We start from the raw sequence: 19269 nt of genomic DNA on the forward strand, positions 1-19269 counted from the left end.
AGCCCCGTTTGACGACGATGGGCGCATTTTGCCGTCAAATGACATTATTTGGCAAGAAAAACTTTCTTTTCACGGATTTACAGCTGGGAGAGGTCTTGGCGCAGCTCGTCGAACTTCAAGCGGCCCAGATAGATCTTTTTGACTTTGCCGTCCTTGCCCACCAGAGCGGTGAAAGGAAGACCGCCCGCCTGATTGCCGAATTGCCTGAGCAAATCGGTGGCGCCGGTTCCAGCAACGTAGAGAGGATAGCGGATTTGATATTTTTGTGCAAATTTGGCGATATTGTCCTGACTATCGACGCCAATTCCCAGAATTTGCACGGGGGCGATCTCTTTCTGCAAGGCCACCAGTTCGGGCATTTCTTCCACGCAGGGGCCGCACCAGGTGGCCCAGAAGTTGACGATGAGCGGTTTGCCTTGCCATTGCGCCAGCGACTGCTGCTGGCCCGACGCATCCGGCATTGATTGCGACAGCAGGCGGTTCAGGGCCTGGGTTTCGGGCGAGTCGGGCGGCGTGCTGCGGTGGCTGGCGTACATGCCTACGCCCACGCAAATGACGGCAACGATAATCAACAGGATGGCATTGCGCAGCTTCTTCATTGATTTTCTTTCTCGAAGGTTGTTAGCAGACGCTCCAGCGCAGCCGCGTCGCCGCGTTCCGGGCGCTTGCCCGCAGCGGTGCGCACGCTGCCGCGCAGGTCGTCTTCTTCATATAGGGCCAGGTGGGCCAGTTCCGGCGCCGCGCCTTTTTGCGGCAACAGGAAGCTCAGCGTTTCCACCGGCTGGCCAGTACGAAAGTGCGGCAGCTCGCCGACTTCGAAATTCACGTTCTTGTTGAGCAGGAAAATTTCCACGTCCTTGGCGCTGGGCGTGAACAGCTGCAAGTGGATGTCCGAATGCTCGCCGGCGGTGCCGTTGAACACCGCGCCGGTGATATACGGGTTGAAGGCTTGCAGGTCCTGCATCAGTTTCAGCGCCACCCGGCGCAGGTGCTGCAGGCGCGCCGGCTGGGTATCGGCGAAGAAAAGTTCGTTGTACAGGCGGACTTCTTCTTCGATCTGCTCATTATCGGGCATGATCTCGCCGCGCACTTTCTGGTTGCCCAGGATCTGCCGGGCCGCCTTGCGCTTGGCGCTGCCATAGTCGGCGCCGTCTTCGGCGATCATGCGCGCGGCCGCCGCGGCGATTTCGGCGCGCAGTTGTTCGGTCGGGGAGATGAAATCTGGCATGGGCGACATCATACCCGCTCGCGACCGGTGTCGTCCGGCCCCGGCCGTCTTGGCCGGTTTTGTGCGGCCGGGACTGGGGGCGGGGGCCTTGCCTCAGGTAAAATCCCGGGATTACACCCGAAGACTTGTTATGCATATCCACATTCTCGGCATTTGCGGCACCTTCATGGGCGGCCTGGCCGTCCTCGCCAAGGAAGCCGGCCACAAGGTGACCGGCTGCGACGCCAATGTCTACCCGCCGATGAGCACCCAGCTGGAGGCCCAGGGCATCGAGCTGATGCAAGGCTTCGATCCGTCCCAGGTGGCGCTGGCGCCTGACCTGTTCGTGATCGGCAATGTCGTCTCGCGCGGCAATGCGCTGATGGAAGAGATCCTCAACCGCGGCCTGCCGTATGTCTCCGGCCCGGAATGGATCGGCCGCCATATCCTGCAAGACAAATGGGTGCTGGCGGTGGCCGGTACGCACGGCAAGACCACCACCTCGGCCATGCTGGCCTGGATCCTGGAGCATGCCGGCTACAACCCGGGCTTCCTGATCGGCGGCGTGCCGATGAATTTTGGCATTTCCGCGCGCCTGGGCAGCGACGGCCAGGGCGGCAAGGGTGCTCCCTCGCCGTTCTTCGTGATCGAAGCCGACGAATACGACACCGCCTTCTTCGACAAGCGCAGCAAGTTCGTGCACTACCGCGCGCGCACCGCGATCCTGAACAACCTCGAATACGACCACGCCGACATCTTCCCCGACCTGGCCGCCATCGAGACCCAATTCCATCACCTGGTGCGCACCGTGCCCGGCATCGGCCGGCTGGTCGTCAATGGCCGCGAACCGGCGCTGCAGCGCGTGATCGCGCGCGGTTGCTGGAGCGAACGCGAAGACTTCGGCGTGGCCCAGGGCGCCGGCTGGGCGCTGGCCAACCATGACGACGGCCGTTTCGATGTGTTGTTCAATGGCGAGCTGCAAGGCACGGTAGCCTGGGCGCTGAGCGGCGAGCACAACCGCATGAACGCGCTGGCTGCGATCGCCGCCGCGCGCCACGTCGGCGTGCCGCCGGCCCAGGCCATCGAGGCGCTGGGCGCGTTCCAGAGCGTCAAGCGCCGCATGGAGCTGCGCGGCACCGCCCATGGCGTGGCCGTGTACGACGATTTCGCACACCACCCGACCGCGATCGCCACCACCGTGGCCGGCCTGCGCAAGAAGGTCGGCGCGGCGCGTATCCTGGCTGTACTGGAACCGCGTTCCAACACCATGAAGCTGGGCACCATGAAGGACGCATTGCCGGCCAGCCTGGCCGACGCCGACCTGGTGTTCGGTTACGGCGCCGGCGCCGGCAAGGATGCGCTCGGCTGGAACCTGGCCGAGGCGCTGGCCCCGCTGGGCGCCAAAGGCGCCGCCTTCGACGACCTCGATGCATTGGTGCAGGCGGTCCAGGGCGCGGCCAGGCCGGGCGACCATGTGCTGGTGATGAGCAACGGCGGCTTCGGCGGCGTGCACCAGAAAATCCTGGACGCGCTGGCATGATCCTCTACCTGCATGGCTTCCGTTCCTCGCCGCAGTCCTTCAAGGCGCGCCTGATGGGGCAGCGCATGCGCGAACTGGGCTTGCAGGACCGGTACGCCTGCCCGCAATTGCCGGCTTCTCCGGCGGGCGCCATCGCGCTGGCCCGGTCCATCGTGGACGGCGCCGACCTCGGTCGGCTCACCATCGTCGGTTCCTCGCTGGGCGGCTTTTATGCCACCTGGCTGGCCGAGCAATACGGTTGCCGCGCGGTGCTGCTCAACCCCGCAGTCAAGCCGCCGCGCGAACTGGAATCCTATGTCGGCGTGACCACCCACTACCATTCCGACGAACCCTTCGAGTTCAAGCGCGAATATGTCGATGAATTGCGCGCGCTGACGGTGGGCAAGGTCAGCCGGCCCGAGCGCTATTTCCTGATCGCCGCCACCGGCGACGAAGTGCTGGACTGGCGCGAAATGGTCGCGCACTATCCGGGCGCGCGCCAGATCGTGATCGAAGGCAGCGACCACGGCATCGCCGAATTCGCCGACTATATCGACGACGTGCTGGCCTTTTGCGGCGTGGATGGCTCGGCTGAAGCCGGCGCCTCGGGCAAGGCGGTGTCCTGATGCCGCATTCGTTGCGCAAGGCGGCATGGATGCCGCACCCGCAGGCGTTGGCGTCGCTGCTGGCGGCCGATGGCGAGTTGATGCGCCGCACCCGTGCGTGGCTGGCCGACCCCGGTTCGATGACCTTGAAGCTCAAGGCGCGCACCCGCGATTTCTCGGTGCGCCTGCTGCGCCAGCGGCCGGGCCCGATCCTGGCCGACGAATATGCGGCCCTCGGCGTGCCGGCGCGCAGCCGGGTGGTCGAGCGCGACGTGATCCTGCATTGCGACGGCCGGCCGGTGGTGTTCGGCCACACCGTGTTGTCGACCTCGTCGGTGAAGTCCGACTGGCCGTTTTTCAGCAGGCTGGGCAACACGCCGCTGGGCGCCAACCTGTTTTTCGATCCATTGGTGGGGCGCAGCCCGATCGAGTACGCGCGGCTGCAATCCGGCCACCCGCTGATGCGTCGCATCGCGGCGGCGCTACCCGGCGAGGCCATTCCCGCCGCCTTGTATGCCCGCCGCTCGCTGTTTTCGCGCCGCGGCGGCGTGCTGATGGTCACCGACGTTTTTCTCCCGGCATTGGGTGCTTTGATGCGCACTGATGCCCGTTCCATGTAAAGAAGCAAACGATGAATTTATTGTTCGAAGAATCCGGCGACTTCAAGGCCGGCTCCATCATGACCCAGCAGGGCGAGTCCTATCAGGTCGAGATGGCCTCCGGCAAGCGGACCAAGGTCAAGTCCAAGGACGCGCTGCTGCAGTTCGCCGCGCCTTCGCCGCAGGAGTTGCTGCAGCAGGCCCAGGCCATCGCCGACGAAGTCGACCTCGACTTCCTGTGGGAAGTGGCCGGCGAAGAGGAGTTCGGCTTCGCCGAGCTGGCCGCCGAATACTTCGGCCACGCGCCGCTGCCGCCGGAAGCGGCCGGCTTGCTGTTGCGTTTGCATACCGCGCCGGTCTATTTCTACAAGAAGGGCCGCGGCCGCTACAAGGCGGCGCCGCAGGCATCGCTGCAAGCCGCGCTGGCCGGCCTGGAAAAGAAGAAGCAGCAACTGGCGGTGCAAGCCGCGTATGTCGAGGAGCTCAAGGCCAACCGCCTGCCCGAGGCGTTCAAGCCGATCGCGCTGCAATTGCTGTTCAAGCCCGACAAGAACGGCATCGAATTCAAGGCGCTCGACGCCGCCAGCAAGGAATTGCAGACCACGCCGCAGCGCCTGATGCTGGCCACCGGCGGCATCGCCTCGCCCAAGGACCTGCATTACGCCAAGTTCCTGTATGAATACTTCCCGCGCGGCACCGGCTTTGCCGCCATCGCCATCCCGCAGCCGCCGACCGCTCTGCCGACCGCCGAGGTGCAGGCTTTCTCGATCGACGACGTCACCACCACCGAGATCGACGATGCCTTGTCGGTCACCCGCCTGCCTGACGGCAAGCTGCGCGTGGGCATCCACATCGCCGCGCCCGGCCTGGCCATCAAGCGCAACGACGCCATCGACGACATCGCCCGCGCGCGCATGTCGACCGTCTACATGCCCGGCGAAAAGATCACCATGCTGCCGGACGACCTGGTCGCGGCCTACACGCTGGACGCCGGCGCCGCCCGCCCGGCGCTGTCGCTGTACGCCACGCTGGACGCCCAGACCTGGGAAGTGCTGGCCACCGAGACCCGCGCCGAGCTGGTGCCGATCGCCGCCAACCTGCGCCACAACGACCTCGATGAACTGGTGACCGAAGAGGCGCTGGCCGCGAACCTGGGCGACTACCCGCACAAGGACGAGATCGCGCTGCTGTGGCAGTGGGTGCAGTTGCTGGAGCAGGGACGCATGGCCAAGCGCGAGAGCTTCGGCCTGCGGCCGGAGCAGAACAACCGCGTCGACTTCAATTTCTACGTCGAGGACGACGTGGTGTCGATCGTGCGCCGCAAGCGCGGCGCGCCGCTGGACAAGATCGTGGCCGAGCTGATGATCTTCGCCAACAGCACCTGGGGCAAGCTGATGTCCGAGCACGGCGTGCCGGGCATCTACCGCGCCCAGGGCGGCGGCGCCGGCGGCTGGGCGGCCAAGATGCAGGTGCGCATGGTGACCCACGCCGCGCCGCACCAGGGCCTGGGCGTGGACCAATACGCCTGGAGCACCTCGCCGCTGCGCCGCTATACCGACCTGGTCAACCAGTGGCAGATCCTGGCCTGTATCGAACACGGCGTGACCGCGCCGCTGGTGGCGCCGTTCAAGCCGCGCGACGCCGACCTGTTCGCCATCGTTTCGGGCTTTGACGCCGCTTATTCCGGCTACGCCGATTTCCAGTCGACCATGGAGCGTTACTGGTGCCTGCGCTGGCTGGCGCAGGAAAACGCGCGCACGGTCGAGGCCGTGGTGCTCAAGGAAGAGATCCTGCGCCTGGCCGAGATCCCGCTGGTGCTGCGCATGCCGGGCTTACCCGTATTGGCGCGCGGCCTGCAGGTCAAGCTCGACCTGTTGCGCTGGGACGAGGTCGACCTCACGGTCGAGGCGCGCCTGCTGGAGGTGCCGGCGGCTGCCGGCCAAGCGCTGGCCGACCTGGGCGATGAAGAGGATGAATTGCTCGAAGGCATGGGCGGCGGCGAGGCTGGCGAGGCCGCGGACGGCGCCGGCGAGCAGGCGCTTGCGGATGCAGCGGACGCTGCGAACGGCGCGGAAAACAAGCCGGCCGATGCCGCGCAATGAGCCGGTGCTGGCGTAGAATTGCTGCTTTGACCATCCTCGGCCATCCGTTCCTGCTGTGAACCTGTTTTCCCAACACCGTCTGCTGAGCCTGGCGCTCGGCATCTCGCTGCTGGTGCATGGCGTGCTGCTCGCCGTGCATTTCGTCGCGCCCGATGCCTTCCGCCTGAAGCCGTCCGACCCGGAACTGGAAGTGATCCTGGTCAACGCCAGGCACGACAAGAAGCCGCTCAACGCCGACGCGCTGGCGCAGGCCAACCTGGACGGCGGCGGCAACGTGGACCATGGGCGCGCCAAGTCGCCGTTGCCGGACATGAAGCGGCAGGAAAGCGGCGACAGCGTGAAAGCCGCCCAGCGCCGCGTCGCCGAGCTGGAAGAACAACAGCGCAAGATGCTGGCGCAGATGCAGCCCACGACGCCGCATGTGGCCAGCGCGGAAGAGCCCAAGCCCAAGGAAGAGCCGAAACTCAACGCGCGCGACATGCTGGAGACGGTGCGTGCGATGGCGCGCATGGAAGCCGAGGTGGCCAAGAACATCGAGGAATACAACAAGCGGCCCAAGAAGACCCAGATCACGCCCAGCACGCGCGAGGTCGGCTACGCCCAGTACTACAAGACGCTGCAGGACAAGATCGAAAAGGTCGGCACGCTGAATTTCCCGACCAAGGATGGCAACAAGCTGTATGGTGAGCTGCTGGTGATCATCCCGGTGTACCAGGACGGCACCATCTACGAGCGCGATGGCGGGGTAGTGGTCAAGACCAGTTCCGGCAATGCGGCGCTGGACCAGGCGGCGGTGGCGATCGTGCGGCGTTCGGCGCCGTTCGGCCGCTTCCCGGAAAACATGCGCACCACCGGCCGGGACGACGTCTGGGAAATCGTGACGCGTTTCCGTTTCACGCGCGACCAGGGATTGCAGGCGCAATTCGGCGCCGGCTGATAGGCGCCGGGACAGCGCACAACAAGACAGGCAAACACGGAACAGGTGGATCAACATGGATGCATACGTCGTCATCGGCAATCCGATTGCCCATAGCAAGTCGCCCGAGATCCACGCGCAGTTCGCCGCCCAGACCGGGCAGGCGCTGCACTATGAGCGCTTGCTGGCGCCGTTGCATGGCTTCAAGGCCAGTGTGCAGGTATTCCAGCGCAACGGCGGACGCGGCGCCAACGTCACGGTGCCATTCAAGCTGGAGGCGCATGCGCTGGCCGACAGCCTGTCGGAACGCGCGCGGCTGGCCGGCGCCGTCAACACGCTCAAGTTCGACGGCGACAACATCCATGGCGACAACACCGACGGCGCCGGCCTGGTGACCGACATTACGGTCAATGCCGGCCAGGCGCTGGCGGGCCGCCGCATCCTCTTGCTGGGCGCCGGCGGCGCCGCGCGCGGCGCGCTGCTGCCGCTGCTGCAGCAGCGGCCGGCCGAGCTGGTGGTGGTCAACCGGACCCCGGCCAAGGCCGCTGAGCTGGCCGCGCAGTTCGCCCAATACGGGCCGGTCAGGAGTGCCGCCTATGTCGACCTCGATGGCGCGTTCGACCTGATCGTCAATGCCACCTCGGCCAGCCTGAACGCCGACCTGCCGCCGTTGCCGGCGAGCGTGTACGGGTCCGAGACGCTGGCCTACGACATGATGTACGGGCGCCAGCCCACGGTGTTCATGCACAGCGCGCAGGAGCACGGCGCCGTCGCCCGCGACGGCCTGGGCATGCTGGTCGAGCAGGCCGCCGAAGCCTTCCTGCTGTGGCGCGGCGTGCGTCCCGATACGTCGGAGGTCTTCGCCAGCTTGCGCCGCCAGCTGGCCGAATAAAGCCGGGGCAGCGACGCCAGCAGGCATTCCAACAAGAACAGGCACATGAAATCCGTACGCAAGCTGCTACTCTGGATCATCCTTTTACCCATCGCCTGCGTGCTGTTGCTGCAGGCGTATTTCTTCGTGCAGATATGGTGGTGGAGCAACGGCCATAACCCCGGCTCCACCAGTTTCATGCGCCAGCAATTATCGATCCTGCGCGAGAAGAATCCCGACGCCCAGCTGCAGTTCAAATGGGTGCCGTACAACCGCATTTCCAACAACCTCAAGCGCGCCATCATCGCTTCCGAAGACTCCAATTTCTCGGAGCACGACGGCATCGACTGGGATGCCCTGCAAAAGGCCTACGAGAAAAACGAGAAGAAGGGCAAGGTAGTGGCCGGCGGCTCCACCATCACCCAGCAACTGGCCAAGAACCTGTTCCTCTCGGGCGAACGCAGCTACTTGCGCAAGGGCCAGGAATTCATCATCACCTACATGCTCGAATTCCTGATGGACAAGCAGCGTATTTTCGAGATTTACCTGAACGTGGTCGAATGGGGCAATGGCGTATTCGGCGCCGAAGCCGCGGCCCAGCACTATTACCGCACCTCGGCCGCCGGGCTCGGCCCCGAGCAGGCCGCGCGCCTGGCGGTGATGCTGCCGCGCCCGCGCTTCTACGACAAGAACCGCGGCTCGGGCTACCTGGCCGCCCGCACCGGATTGATCCTGCGGCGCATGAACGCGGCTACCTTGCCCGCGGCCCATCCTTAGGCGCCATCGATTGTCCCCGGGCCGGCGGGATGACAAGCGCGTGACATCGTCACATCGCCATGTGCCGCGCTTGCCTGGCGCAATCGTTGAACGTACACTTGCGCACGTTCCGGGCGTCGCCGCCGGCGCGCCTTGCGGGGGCGGCGCATCTCGCAAATTTAATGTCAACTAGGCTCTGGTGAGACCCCATGATTAATGTATTCGTGTTGCAAAACGGACGACTCAACCAGGTCAACATCGACAGCCGTTCCGACCTGGAACAGGTCGCGCCGGTCTGGGTCGACCTGACGGAGCCGAGCGACGAGGAGCGCGCCTGGATCAAAAGCATCTACGGCGTGACCCTGCCGGACGAAGACGAGTTCAGCGACATCGAAGCCTCGGCCCGCTATTTCGAAGCCGAGAACGGCGACCTGCACCTGCGCACCGACTTCCTGTTCGAAGGCGACGACGACGCCTCCTCGGCCATGACGGTGGCATTCATCCTGGCGCGCAACATCCTGTTCTCGGTGCATTCGGAAGACTTGCCGGTGTTCCGCCTGGTGCGCATGCGCGCGCGCTCCCGCCCCGGCTCCATCGGCGACTATCGGGATGTGCTGCTGGAACTGTACGAGACCGATGCCGAATACTCCGCCGATGCGCTCGAGGGCATCTACCAGAAGCTGGAAGCGGTCAGCACCAGCGTGCTCAAAAAGAGCCTGTCCGACCAGGATGCCGCCGCGGTGCTCAACACCATCGCGCACGAAGAAGACTTGAACGGCCGCATCCGCCGCAACATGATGGATACCCGGCGCGCGGTCAGCTTCCTGATGCGCGGCCGGCTGCTGAGTTCCGAACAGTTCGAGGACGCGCGCCAGATCCTGCGCGACATCGAATCGCTGGACGGCCACACCGCCTTCCTGTTCGACAAGATCAACTTCCTGATGGACGCCACCGTCGGCTTCATCAACATCAACCAGAACAAGATCATCAAGATCTTCTCGGTGGCCTCGGTGGCGTTCCTGCCGCCCACGCTGATTGCCAGCATCTACGGCATGAACTTCAAGCTGATGCCGGAGCTGGACTGGGACGTGGGTTATCCGCTGGCGATCCTGATGATGGTCGGCTCGGCGATCGCGCCGTTCTGGTATTTCCGCCGGCGCGGCTGGCTCAATTGAGCGCAGGCGCGTCGTCTGCCGATGGCGGCGTTGCTGTTTTCTGACGCCCATTTGCGCCATTTTCCGATGCGATGCGTCATCCGGATGGCGCATACTCCTTCCATCGATTGGGACTGGCAGGAGGACTTCATGCGCCACATGCGACATCATTATTGATCGCTCGCCATCGTCGGCTTGAGTTTTGCCGCAATGTAAAAAATCCCCGCCTGCAGGCAATGCCGTTCAGTTAAGCGCTGAACGGCATTTGTGCTGGTGGAGTGCAGACCCCGTTCGCCCTGAGTAGCTGCGCAGCAGCGTATCGAAGGGCAGGCAAGACTGCTGACGTTGGCGCGCTGGCTTCGATACGGCCCTGACGAACCTACTCAGCCCGAACGGACTCTGATGATTGAGCGAGAGTTAGCCTTAACTGAACGGCATTGCCTGCTGGCGGGGGACATTGAAGCTGGTCACGGAAAGGTTTGTACAGCGCTCCAATGACCTTGTTCCACCCGGTACAGGCTGTAATTGGGTTCCCTCAGGCTGCCTTCGTCGTCGAACGATACCGGGCCGGACACGCCGGTGTAGTGCAGGCGATGCAAGGCGGTGATGAGCTTTTCCGGATCCAGCGAATTGCTCTGGCGTACCGCCTCGGCCAGTACGCCCACGCAGTCATAGGTGAACAGCGACTGCGGGATCAGGTTGGTCTTGAACTTGGCGGAGTATGCCGTTTTCAGCGCTTTGAACCCGCGCAGTTTTTCCTCGGGCAGCCCATGTACGACAATCCATGTGTTGTTGCCATACTCGTCGGAGCTGCCCGGGAAATTGTAATTGACCGCGCCGCCGGCCAGTAACAGCGTGATGGCCGGATCCCGTTGCTGTAGCCGCTGCGCGAACGCCATGGCCTGCGGCACGATGGCGGCCAGGAAAATCATGTCGGCGCCGGCCTGGTGCGCTTGCGACAGCACGCCGTTGAAATCGGAAGTCTTCTGGTTGACCGACGCGCGGGCGACCACTTGCTGTCCCTTCTCGCGCAGTTTCCTGGTGAAACTGTTGGCCAGGGAGTAGCCCAGTTCAGTGTCATTGTCGACGACCATGATGCGTTTGGCGCCGATGGTCTGCGTGGCGACGCGGACCAGGTGGTCGGTCGTGATCTCGGTATGCCCCAGAAGCTGGAAGACGTTGGCGTATCCCTGCTGGGTGAATGTGCGGGCGGTAGCGGTTGGCGAGACCAATGGTATCCCCGCCTTGTTGTAGATCTTGGCCCCGATCAGGCTGGCATCGGTGGACAAGTGGCCTACCACGCCGATCACCTGTGCGTTGACCATGGTTTGGGCGCCCAGCGCGGCATGATTGTTGTCGTTCTTGTCATCGACCTCGAACAGCTTGAAGATAATTTTCTTGCCGTTGACAACGATGTTGCGTTGGTTGACGTCATCTATGCCTTGCTGCGCGGCGTCGCGCAGGGCTTGCCCGCGCGGTGTGGACAAGGGCATCGCCAATCCGATCAGCGCGACTTGCGTATCGGCCTGTGCTTGCGCCTTCGGTGCGATCGCTGCCGACAGGCATGCGAACAGCAGGATGGCGTTCCTGCAATGCGACTTGATGCTGAAGTCCCATGTCATCTTTTCTCCCTCCCCCGAAGGTCAGTGATGCCGGTTGCTATTGTCGTCGATCAGTGTGCCGGATACAGGGCGCCCAGCACGCGCAGCCCGCGCGCGCCGGTGACGGCCGGCAGGTTGCCCGGCAGGCGCAGGTCGAAGCGGCAGGCCAGCCAGGCGAAGGCCAGCGCTTCCACCTGATTGGGGGCGATGCCCAGCGCCGCCGTGGATTGCACGCTGGCGCGTTCTTGCAGCGCCAGCTGCAGCAGGCGCATCAGGAAGCCGTTTTCGGCGCCGCCGCCGCAGACGTACACCTTGCGCGCATCCGGCGCATAGGCCGCGATGGCGTCGGCGATAGTGCCGGCGGTGAGCATCGCCAGCGTGGCTTGTATGTCGGCCGGCGCCACCGCTGCGCCGGTTTTCAGCATGGCCGCCTGCAGCCAGTCCAGGTGGAACAGGTCGCGCCCCGAACTCTTGGGCGGGGCCAGGCGGAAGAAATTCTCATCGCGCAAATGCCGCAGCAATCCGTCATGTACTTTTCCCGCTGCGCCCCAGTCGCCGTTGGCGTCGTAGTTTTGTCCCTTGTGCAGCTTGATCCAGGCATCCATCAGGGCGTTGCCGGGGCCGGTGTCGAAGCCGGAGGTGGCCTGGTCGGCGCCTGCCGGCAGGATGCTGAGGTTGGCGATGCCGCCGATGTTGACCACCACGCGCGACTCCAGATCGTGGCCGAACACGGCGCGGTGGAAGGCCGGCACCAGCGGTGCGCCCTGGCCGCCGGCGGCGACGTCGCGGCTGCGGAAGTCGGCCGCCACATCGATGCCGGACAGCTCCGCCAGCAGCGCCGGATTGTTGGTCTGGCGCGTGAAGCCCAGTTCCGGGCGGTGGCGTATGGTCTGGCCGTGCACGCCGACCATGCGGATGTCGGCGGCGCCGTTGCCGGTTTGTTGCAGCAATTGCGCCACGCAATCGGCGTAGTGCACGGCCAGCGCGTTGGCGGCCAGCGCCTCGCGCTCGATCTCGTTGGGCCCGGCCGCCTGCAGCGCCATGAGGTCGGCGCGCAGGTGTTCGGGGAAAGGCACGTAGGCCGCGGCCAGCGTGGCGGAGATGGTATCGCTGCCGGGAGCGAAGGCCGCCAGCACGCCGTCGACGCCGTCGAGGCTGGTGCCGGACATCAGGCCGATGTAGAGCGTGGGAGCGGAGGCTGGCATGGGCGGTAAGAACCTATTGGGTTCCAAGAAAAAGGGCGATCGCTGATTCTACAGCGACCGCCCTTGCAGAGGGGAGACGGCAGGCTTACTTCGCGGCCAGTTTCACGTCCGGCGCGCCGGGCACGCGCAGCATCGCCATGCGGTGCTGCATCTCGGCGGCGACGGTGCGGAAGTTCTTCAACTGCGGGCCGGTCAGCGCCTGGTTGTTGGGCACGTCCACCGACAGCGGATTGCGCGGCTGGTTGTTGACGCGGAACTCATAGTGCAGGTGCGGGCCGGTGGCCCAGCCGGTCATGCCGACAAAACCGATCACATCGCTCTGGCCGACCTTCATGCCCTTCCTGAGGCCGGAGGCGAAGCGGCTCATGTGGGCATAGGCGGTGGAGTAGCCGCTCCAATGCTTGATCACCACGATGTTGCCGTAGCCGTTCTGCTGGCCGACGAAGTCAACCACGCCATCGGCCGCCGCATGGATGGGGGTGCCGCTGGGGGCGGCGAAATCGACGCCGGTGTGCTGCTTCCATTTGCCCAGGATAGGGTGCAGGCGCATCGAGAAGCCCGAGGAGATACGGGTGAAGGCCAGCGGCGACTTCAGGAAGGCTTTCTTGAGCGATTTGCCGTCGAAGGCGTAGTAACCGCCGCCACCGCCCTTGTTGCCCGGGTCGTTGAACCAGACCGCCTGGTAGCGGTTGCCGGCATTGTCGAATTCGCCGGCCAGCACGCGTCCGGTGCGCACCGGTTCGCCGTTTTGCCAGAAGGTCTCGTAGACCACGTTGAAACGGTCGCCGCGGCGCAGGTCGGCGGCGAAGTTGATGTTGGTGGCGAACATGTCGACCAGTTGCAGGGCCACGGCGTCGGGGATCTGGGCGGTATCGGTGGCGGCGAACAGGGACGAGAAGATGACCCCGGAGCGCATTTCGACGCGGCGCTCCAGCGTGGCCGGCACGGCATCGGCCTTGAAGTGGTCGCCCTCGCGCGAAATCACCAGGTTGCGCAGGGTATCGCCGCCGTCGTCGAGCATGGCGGAGAGCTTGACCAGTTCGCCGTTCTCGTCGGTCTGGGCCACCACGCGCTTGCCCGCGCGCAACTGCATGACCGAGCGCGCCAGGGTGTCGGACTTGATGAAGTTGGCGGCGTCCTGGTCGTCCACGCCCAGGCGGTTCAGGAGGGCGGCCAGCGTATCGCCGGAGCGCACCTTCTCTTCATTGACGTAGTACTGTGCGTTTTCTTCCAGTGTGCTGATCTGCTGTTGCAAATCAGGCAAGGCCAGTTCCTTGGTGATCGGGTTGACCGGCGCGTCCTTCAGGTCCGGCTCGGCCGGGGCGAAACCGGCGGCGCCGATGGTGAAGGCGGCCAGGAACAACGCGCTGGCGCCGACGATACGGGCCTTAGGCGAGGAGCCTGAAATTTTGTGGTGGCAGGACTGGAGGGCGGAGGTGCATCGGGACGTGACGCGCTTGAATTTATCTTGTGGGAACATGCAATACGTTAAAATCTGATGTTCTGTTCCGGATAACCGCGTCCAGTGGCTTGCGCAGCGTTACTGTCCCCCCGCCGCTTGAGCCGCCGTATTGTGCCCGCGAAACATCCCGAACAGATGTGAATGCACTTTCTGCTGACTTGAGCTCTGAAGGCCGCGTCGAGGCGCTCAGCAGAAAAACGAAAACCGGATTATAGCAATACGATTTCGCAGCACTGTCCTACAAAGCCTATTTTTTAGTTATATCGATGAACGCAGACCAGTCTATCCCCGCCGCCCAAGCCGCTTCCAGCTCATCCTTGCCGCTCTCCGATCAAGTCCGCGAGGCGATGGCGATCGCCAGGCGCGGCGTGGACGAGTTGCTGATCGAAAGCGAGTTCGCGCAGAAGCTGGCGCGTTCCGAACAAAGCGGCCAGCCGCTGCGCATCAAGCTGGGCCTGGACCCGACCGCGCCCGACCTGCACCTGGGCCACACGGTGGTGCTCAACAAGATGCGCCAGTTGCAGAACCTGGGGCACCAGGTGATCTTCCTGATCGGCGACTTCACTTCGATGATCGGCGACCCGTCCGGCCGCAACGCGACCCGCCCGCCGCTCACGCGCGAGCAGATCGAAGTCAATGCCAAGACCTATTTCGCCCAGGCCAGCCTGGTGCTGGACCCGGCCAAAACCGAGATCCGCTACAACTCCGAATGGTGCGACCCGCTGGGCAGCCGCGGCATGATCCAGCTGGCTTCGCGCTACACCGTGGCGCGCATGATGGAGCGCGACGACTTCACCAAGCGCTTCAAGGACGGCACGCCGATCTCGGTGCACGAGTTCCTCTACCCGCTGATGCAGGGCTACGACTCGGTGGCGCTCAAGTCCGATCTCGAGCTGGGCGGCACCGACCAGAAGTTCAACCTGCTGGTCGGCCGCGAGCTGCAGAAGGACTACGGGCAGGAACCCCAGTGCATCCTCACCATGCCGCTGCTGGAAGGCCTGGACGGCGTGGAAAAGATGTCCAAGTCCAAGGGCAACTACATCGGCATCACCGAACCGGCCAACACCATGTTCGCCAAGGTGATGAGCATTTCCGACGTGATGATGTGGCGCTACTACGACCTGCTGTCGTTCCGCTCGATTGCGGAAGTCGCCGCCTTCAAGGCCGAGGTCGAGGCCGGCAAGAACCCGCGCGACATCAAGGTTGCGCTGGCGCAAGAGATCGTGGCCCGTTTCCATTCGCAGCAGGCCGCCGTCGACGCGCTGGCCGATTTCGTCAACCGTTCCAAGGGCGGCATCCCGGACGATATCCCGGAAGTGGCCCTGACGGGCGCGCCGCTGGGCATCGGGCAACTGCTCAAGCAAGCCAACCTGTGCGCCTCCACCTCGGAAGCCTTGCGCATGGTGGAGCAGGGCGGCGTGCGCATCGACGGCGCGGCAGTCAGCGACAAGGGCCTCAAAGTCGATGCCGGGCAGTTCGTGGTGCAGGTCGGCAAGCGCAAGTTCGCGCGCGTCACACTGGCGTAAGCGCGGCACAGTACAACAGCGCATGATCGCTTTGTTGCAACGAGTCAGCCAGGCGGCTGTCGTAGTGGATGGGGAAACCATCGGTGCCATCGATGCCGGCCTGATGGTGCTGGTGTGCGCCGAGCGCAACGATACCGTGGCCGAAGCCGATGCCTTGTTGGGCAAGCTGCTGGCCTACCGGGTATTCGCCGATGAGGCCGGCAAGATGAATCGCAGCGTTGCCGACGTGCAAGGCGGCCTCTTGCTGGTGCCGCAGTTCACGCTGGCGGCCGATACCAATTCCGGCACGCGGCCGTCCTTCACGCCGGCCGCGGTGCCCGATGTCGGGCGGCAATTGTTCGCGCATTTCGTCGGGCAGGCGCGCACCCGGCATGGCGCCGACCGCGTGGGTACAGGCCGTTTCGGCGCCGACATGAAGGTGTCGCTGACCAATGACGGCCCGGTGACGTTCTGGTTGCAGGTCAGGCCCAAGGGGGCTTAGGGATTGTAGCTGCCGTGTTCATCCCCATCTCAGCAAGGTATGGCGTTTGAAACCCGGCCATTTTTCTCAGGAGGTCACATGAAATTCTGGAGCGATTCTTTCAAGGACGGCGCAACCATCCCCGGCGAATTCGCATTCGCCGTGGCCGATCCCAAGACCCATGTCGCGCTGTCTTCCAACCGCAACCCGCACTTCGCCTGGAGCGAGCTGCCGGCCGGCACCAAGTCGCTGGCGCTGGTGATGCATGACCCCGACGTGCCTTCGCGCGGCGATGACGTCAACCAGGAAGGCAAGACCGTGCCGCTGGATCTGCCGCGGGTCGATTTTTACCATTGGACCCTGGTCGATATCCCGCCTGCCGTCACGCAGATCAAGGCCGGACAGTTCAGCAATGGCGTGACCGCGCGCGGCAAGCCGGGGCCGGCGGTGCTGGGCGATACCATGCCCGGCGCACGCCAGGGCATCAACGACTACACCGGCTGGTTCGCCGGCGATGGCGACATGCGCGGCGACTACTTCGGTTACGACGGCCCCTGCCCGCCGTGGAACGACGCACTGGTGCATCGCTATATCTTCACGCTGTACGCGCTGGATGTGGCGCAACTGCCGCTGACCGGCAACCTGGAGGGGGCGGTGGTGCTGACAGCGCTGCGCGACCATGTGCTGGAACAGGCATCGGTCCAGGGCCTGTATTGGCTCAACCCATCCGCGGCCAGGTGAAGGCCGTTTCTTCAACAAACAAAGAGCGCACCGCTGCATGACTGAGATACTGCTGATTCGCCACGGAGAAACCGACTGGAACGTCGACACGCGCCTGCAAGGCCATATCGACATCCCCCTGAACGAAGCCGGCCAACGCCAGGTGCTGGCGCTGGGGGCGGCGCTGGCCGGCGAAGATATCGATGCCGTTTTCGCCAGCGACCTCCAGCGGGCGCGCGCCACCGCCCAGGCGGTGGCCGAGGCGGCAGGATTGCCGGTGGTCATCGATGCCGGCCTGCGCGAGCGTTGCTACGGCGCCTTCGAGGGCCTGCGTCATCCGGACATCGAGGAAAAATATCCGGAGGCCTATCGCGTCTGGAAGGCGCGCGAACCCGACGCCCGTTATCCGGCCGGCGAACGCCGGGCCGAAACCATGCGCGAGTTCTACCAGCGTTCGGTCGATGCCGTGCAGCGCGTCATCGGCGGCGGCAAGTATCGCAAGGTCGCCATCGTCACCCACGGCGGCGTGCTGGAATGTATCCACCACTGGGCCAGCGGCACCGAATTCGCGCAGCCGCGCACCTTCGACATCTTCAACGCCAGCGTCAACCGGCTGCATTGGGATGGCGAGCGCGCCCGCATCCGTTCCTGGGGCGAGATCGATCACCTCAATCGTGAGACGCTGGACGAAGTCGATCGCTGAGTCTGGCGCCGGCAGCCATCAAATCCGCGACTGCAAGGCCGCCGTGTCCGCGCAAGCGGCACGGCGGCTTTTTGTTCAGGTCGGGAAGCGCGGCATGGCTTGCCGCTTTTTTAGGCACTGTTCGCATCCATTTGCATGCTGAAAAACGCTGTTGCAGGAAGCTTTGGCGATATTCGCAAAAGATTCCCAATGGCGCGAATTGGCGTTTGAGCAATAAGTTGATGTTGCCTAATAATTGAACAGCTGCAAATCGCGCGCAGAGATGTAACGATGGCCGAATGTAGTTGGGCATGGCCTGCAATCGCGCTAAAATAGCGCCCTTCCCCGCTTTTCCCCCAATCCGATTCGTGAACATTGGACCGTATTCCTTGCGAAACAACGTGTTCGTCGCTCCCATGGCGGGTGTGACCGACCGTCCTTTCCGCCAGCTGTGCAAGCAGCTGGGCGCGGGATATGCCGTGTCCGAGATGGCCGCTTCCGACCCGCGGCTGTGGCAAAGCGAGAAAACTTCGCGTCGCATCAACCACGATGGCGAGATGGAGCCCAAGGCGGTGCAGATTGCCGGCGCCGATCCCGCCATGCTGGCCGGCTGCGCGAAGTACAACGTCGAGCGCGGCGCCCAGATCATCGACATCAACATGGGTTGCCCGGTCAAGAAGGTTTGCAACAGCTGGTGCGGTTCGGCCCTGTTGCAGGACGAAGAACTGGTGGCTCGCATCCTCGATGCGGTGGTGGGCGCGGTCGACGTGCCGGTGACGCTAAAGTTCCGCACCGGCTGGGACCGCGCCAACAAGAACGCGCTGAAGATCGCCGCGCGGGCTGAGCAGAGTGGCATCGCCATGCTGACGCTGCACGGCCGCACCCGCGCCGACGGCTACAGCGGCGACGCCGAATACGACACCATCGCGGCAGTCAAGGCGGCGGTGCGGATCCCGGTGGTGGCCAACGGCGACATCACATCGCCGGAAAAGGCGCGCGAGGTATTGCGCGTCACCGGCGCCGACGCCGTCATGGTCGGCCGCGCCGCCCAGGGGCGGCCGTGGATCTTCCGCGAGATCGCGCATTTCCTGGAAACCGGCACTTACCTGCCGGCGCCGCTGGTGACCGAAGTCGAGCAATTGATGGACGAGCATTTGCAGGCGCATTACGCGTTCTACGGCGACTACCTCGGCGTGCGCACGGCGCGCAAGCATATCGGATGGTATGTGCGCGACTTGCCCGGCGGCGAGGATTTCCGGCGCGGCATGAACCGCATCGAGAATTGCGCCGAACAGCTCAGGGCGGTACGCAATTTCTTCGCGGGGCAGGCGGCCTACGGCGAGCGGTTACAATACGGCTTCTCCGAAGAAGCGCTTGCCGCCTGATTTTCCGGGTGTCGTGGGAATTTTTTCTCGCGAAACAGTAAGTGAAACGAATCGGATGCGCAGGACGCGCAAATTGATCAACAGCACGGCATTGCTGCAACAAACCAGTCCACGGGGGACGCAACGTCAGATTGCGTGCGGCCGCGGCGGTGCCGATAAAAACAGAAGCACAAAGCAATGAGCAAAGAAAGCATTGAGGATGTCGTCAAGAAGAGCCTGGAAAAATATTTCCGGGACCTGGGCGAACAACTGCCCACCAACGTCTACGACATGGTCCTGTCGACGGTCGAGAAGCCGGTCTTCGAAACCGTGATGGCGCGCGCCGAAGGCAACCAGTCGCAGGCCGCCGAAATCCTTGGCATCAACCGCAATACGCTGCGCAAGAAATTGCAGCAGCACGGTCTGCTCTGACCGCAGGCCGGCGCCGCGTGCGCCGGCCTGGCCCAACTGATTCAACTTATTTCTTCAACGGTTTTCAGGTTCCCATCTTCCTTTTCCA

The 19269-nt window shown here is 64.1% G+C and carries 20 protein-coding genes; 14 read left to right on the top strand and 6 right to left on the bottom strand.

Annotated elements, in window-relative coordinates; translation table 11 throughout:
* Positions 1-77 precede the first annotated feature (77 nt).
* A complete protein-coding gene (locus tag AC07N6_RS01410; protein WP_494780541.1) occupies positions 78-599 on the bottom strand; it encodes a TlpA family protein disulfide reductase in 522 nt (173 codons plus the stop codon).
* Positions 596-1237 carry a hypothetical protein gene (locus AC07N6_RS01415; protein WP_494780542.1) on the bottom strand — a complete coding sequence of 214 codons (642 nt, stop codon included), beginning with the start codon at positions 1235-1237 and terminating at the stop codon, positions 596-598. Before AC07N6_RS01415 ends, AC07N6_RS01410 begins: the two co-directional genes overlap by 4 nt.
* Positions 1238-1358: 121 nt before the next feature.
* Between AC07N6_RS01415 and mpl the strand changes: the two genes are divergently transcribed.
* The 8 genes from mpl (at position 1359) to corA (ending at position 9750) form a co-directional block, all read left to right on the top strand.
* Positions 1359-2747, top strand: coding sequence for a UDP-N-acetylmuramate:L-alanyl-gamma-D-glutamyl-meso-diaminopimelate ligase (gene mpl / locus AC07N6_RS01420; protein ID WP_494780543.1), 1389 nt, complete (start codon positions 1359-1361; stop codon positions 2745-2747).
* On the top strand, positions 2744-3352 hold the full coding sequence (locus AC07N6_RS01425; protein ID WP_494780544.1) for a YqiA/YcfP family alpha/beta fold hydrolase: 609 nt from the start codon (positions 2744-2746) through the stop codon (positions 3350-3352). The genes mpl and AC07N6_RS01425 overlap by 4 nt, the downstream gene beginning before the upstream one ends.
* A complete protein-coding gene (locus AC07N6_RS01430; protein ID WP_494780545.1) occupies positions 3352-3951 on the top strand; it encodes a chorismate--pyruvate lyase family protein in 600 nt (199 codons plus the stop codon). Before AC07N6_RS01425 ends, AC07N6_RS01430 begins: the two co-directional genes overlap by 1 nt.
* Positions 3952-3962: 11 nt before the next feature.
* The gene (locus AC07N6_RS01435) at positions 3963-6032 is read left to right on the top strand and encodes a ribonuclease catalytic domain-containing protein (RefSeq protein WP_494780546.1); all 2070 of its coding nucleotides are present in this window, start codon (positions 3963-3965) and stop codon (positions 6030-6032) included.
* Positions 6033-6087: 55 nt separating this feature from the next.
* Complete coding sequence (locus AC07N6_RS01440; RefSeq protein ID WP_494780547.1) at positions 6088-6969, top strand: TonB C-terminal domain-containing protein; 882 nt, start codon at positions 6088-6090, stop codon at positions 6967-6969.
* 55 nt (positions 6970-7024) lie between these two features.
* The gene (aroE, locus tag AC07N6_RS01445) at positions 7025-7840 is read left to right on the top strand and encodes a shikimate dehydrogenase (RefSeq protein WP_494780548.1); all 816 of its coding nucleotides are present in this window, start codon (positions 7025-7027) and stop codon (positions 7838-7840) included.
* Positions 7841-7885: 45 nt separating this feature from the next.
* Positions 7886-8596, top strand: a complete 711-nt coding sequence (gene mtgA / locus AC07N6_RS01450; RefSeq protein ID WP_494780549.1) for a monofunctional biosynthetic peptidoglycan transglycosylase — start codon at positions 7886-7888, stop codon at positions 8594-8596.
* 188 nt (positions 8597-8784) lie between these two features.
* Positions 8785-9750, top strand: a complete 966-nt coding sequence (gene corA, locus AC07N6_RS01455) for a magnesium/cobalt transporter CorA (protein ID WP_494780550.1) — start codon at positions 8785-8787, stop codon at positions 9748-9750.
* Positions 9751-10196: 446 nt separating this feature from the next.
* Here the strand turns inward: corA and AC07N6_RS01460 are convergent, their stop codons facing one another.
* From AC07N6_RS01460 to AC07N6_RS01470, 3 genes are all read right to left on the bottom strand, one after another.
* On the bottom strand, positions 10197-11351 hold the full coding sequence (locus AC07N6_RS01460) for a branched-chain amino acid ABC transporter substrate-binding protein (protein ID WP_494780551.1): 1155 nt from the start codon (positions 11349-11351) through the stop codon (positions 10197-10199).
* 50 nt (positions 11352-11401) lie between these two features.
* The gene (locus tag AC07N6_RS01465; protein ID WP_494780552.1) at positions 11402-12535 is read right to left on the bottom strand and encodes an anhydro-N-acetylmuramic acid kinase; all 1134 of its coding nucleotides are present in this window, start codon (positions 12533-12535) and stop codon (positions 11402-11404) included.
* An 85-nt stretch (positions 12536-12620) separates the two neighbouring features.
* Positions 12621-14015, bottom strand: a complete 1395-nt coding sequence (locus AC07N6_RS01470) for a peptidoglycan DD-metalloendopeptidase family protein (protein ID WP_494780553.1) — start codon at positions 14013-14015, stop codon at positions 12621-12623.
* Positions 14016-14263: 248 nt separating this feature from the next.
* Here AC07N6_RS01470 and tyrS point away from each other — a divergent pair, with 248 nt between their 5' ends.
* The 4 genes from tyrS (at position 14264) to AC07N6_RS01490 (ending at position 17406) form a co-directional block, all read left to right on the top strand.
* Positions 14264-15523: a tyrosine--tRNA ligase gene (gene tyrS / locus AC07N6_RS01475; protein ID WP_494780554.1), complete on the top strand. Its 1260-nt coding sequence runs from the start codon at positions 14264-14266 to the stop codon at positions 15521-15523.
* A 22-nt stretch (positions 15524-15545) separates the two neighbouring features.
* Positions 15546-16004, top strand: a complete 459-nt coding sequence (dtd, locus tag AC07N6_RS01480) for a D-aminoacyl-tRNA deacylase (protein ID WP_494780555.1) — start codon at positions 15546-15548, stop codon at positions 16002-16004.
* A gap of 78 nt (positions 16005-16082) precedes the next feature.
* Positions 16083-16724, top strand: coding sequence for a YbhB/YbcL family Raf kinase inhibitor-like protein (locus AC07N6_RS01485; RefSeq protein ID WP_494780556.1), 642 nt, complete (start codon positions 16083-16085; stop codon positions 16722-16724).
* Positions 16725-16761: 37 nt separating this feature from the next.
* Positions 16762-17406, top strand: coding sequence for a histidine phosphatase family protein (locus AC07N6_RS01490; protein ID WP_494780557.1), 645 nt, complete (start codon positions 16762-16764; stop codon positions 17404-17406).
* Here the strand turns inward: AC07N6_RS01490 and AC07N6_RS01495 are convergent.
* Positions 17372-17803: a hypothetical protein gene (locus tag AC07N6_RS01495; RefSeq protein WP_494781290.1), complete on the bottom strand. Its 432-nt coding sequence runs from the start codon at positions 17801-17803 to the stop codon at positions 17372-17374. The two genes, AC07N6_RS01490 and AC07N6_RS01495, sit on opposite strands and share 35 nt — an antisense overlap.
* Here AC07N6_RS01495 and dusB point away from each other — a divergent pair.
* Positions 17754-18770: a tRNA dihydrouridine synthase DusB gene (dusB, locus tag AC07N6_RS01500; RefSeq protein WP_494780558.1), complete on the top strand. Its 1017-nt coding sequence runs from the start codon at positions 17754-17756 to the stop codon at positions 18768-18770. The two genes, AC07N6_RS01495 and dusB, sit on opposite strands and share 50 nt — an antisense overlap.
* Positions 18771-18947: 177 nt before the next feature.
* Positions 18948-19181, top strand: a complete 234-nt coding sequence (locus tag AC07N6_RS01505; protein ID WP_008117471.1) for a Fis family transcriptional regulator — start codon at positions 18948-18950, stop codon at positions 19179-19181.
* Positions 19182-19269: the final 88 nt, after the last annotated feature.

This window comes from Herbaspirillum sp. GW821-FHT09A12 (assembly GCF_059418325.1).

Excerpts from the sequence above, each read along its gene's own strand:
- AC07N6_RS01410 (WP_494780541.1), bottom strand. The coding sequence starts at position 599 with ATGAAGAAGCTGCGCAATGCCATCCTGTTGATTATCGTTGCCGTCATT.
- AC07N6_RS01415 (WP_494780542.1), bottom strand. The coding sequence starts at position 1,237 with ATGTCGCCCATGCCAGATTTCATCTCCCCGACCGAACAACTGCGCGCC.
- mpl (WP_494780543.1), top strand. The coding sequence starts at position 1,359 with ATGCATATCCACATTCTCGGCATTTGCGGCACCTTCATGGGCGGCCTG.
- AC07N6_RS01425 (WP_494780544.1), top strand. The coding sequence starts at position 2,744 with ATGATCCTCTACCTGCATGGCTTCCGTTCCTCGCCGCAGTCCTTCAAG.
- AC07N6_RS01430 (WP_494780545.1), top strand. The coding sequence starts at position 3,352 with ATGCCGCATTCGTTGCGCAAGGCGGCATGGATGCCGCACCCGCAGGCG.
- AC07N6_RS01435 (WP_494780546.1), top strand. The coding sequence starts at position 3,963 with ATGAATTTATTGTTCGAAGAATCCGGCGACTTCAAGGCCGGCTCCATC.
- aroE (WP_494780548.1), top strand. The coding sequence starts at position 7,025 with ATGGATGCATACGTCGTCATCGGCAATCCGATTGCCCATAGCAAGTCG.
- mtgA (WP_494780549.1), top strand. The coding sequence starts at position 7,886 with ATGAAATCCGTACGCAAGCTGCTACTCTGGATCATCCTTTTACCCATC.
- corA (WP_494780550.1), top strand. The coding sequence starts at position 8,785 with ATGATTAATGTATTCGTGTTGCAAAACGGACGACTCAACCAGGTCAAC.
- AC07N6_RS01460 (WP_494780551.1), bottom strand. The coding sequence starts at position 11,351 with ATGACATGGGACTTCAGCATCAAGTCGCATTGCAGGAACGCCATCCTG.
- AC07N6_RS01465 (WP_494780552.1), bottom strand. The coding sequence starts at position 12,535 with ATGCCAGCCTCCGCTCCCACGCTCTACATCGGCCTGATGTCCGGCACC.
- AC07N6_RS01470 (WP_494780553.1), bottom strand. The coding sequence starts at position 14,015 with ATGTTCCCACAAGATAAATTCAAGCGCGTCACGTCCCGATGCACCTCC.
- tyrS (WP_494780554.1), top strand. The coding sequence starts at position 14,264 with ATGAACGCAGACCAGTCTATCCCCGCCGCCCAAGCCGCTTCCAGCTCA.
- dtd (WP_494780555.1), top strand. The coding sequence starts at position 15,546 with ATGATCGCTTTGTTGCAACGAGTCAGCCAGGCGGCTGTCGTAGTGGAT.
- AC07N6_RS01485 (WP_494780556.1), top strand. The coding sequence starts at position 16,083 with ATGAAATTCTGGAGCGATTCTTTCAAGGACGGCGCAACCATCCCCGGC.
- AC07N6_RS01490 (WP_494780557.1), top strand. The coding sequence starts at position 16,762 with ATGACTGAGATACTGCTGATTCGCCACGGAGAAACCGACTGGAACGTC.
- AC07N6_RS01495 (WP_494781290.1), bottom strand. The coding sequence starts at position 17,803 with ATGGGAGCGACGAACACGTTGTTTCGCAAGGAATACGGTCCAATGTTC.
- AC07N6_RS01505 (WP_008117471.1), top strand. The coding sequence starts at position 18,948 with ATGAGCAAAGAAAGCATTGAGGATGTCGTCAAGAAGAGCCTGGAAAAA.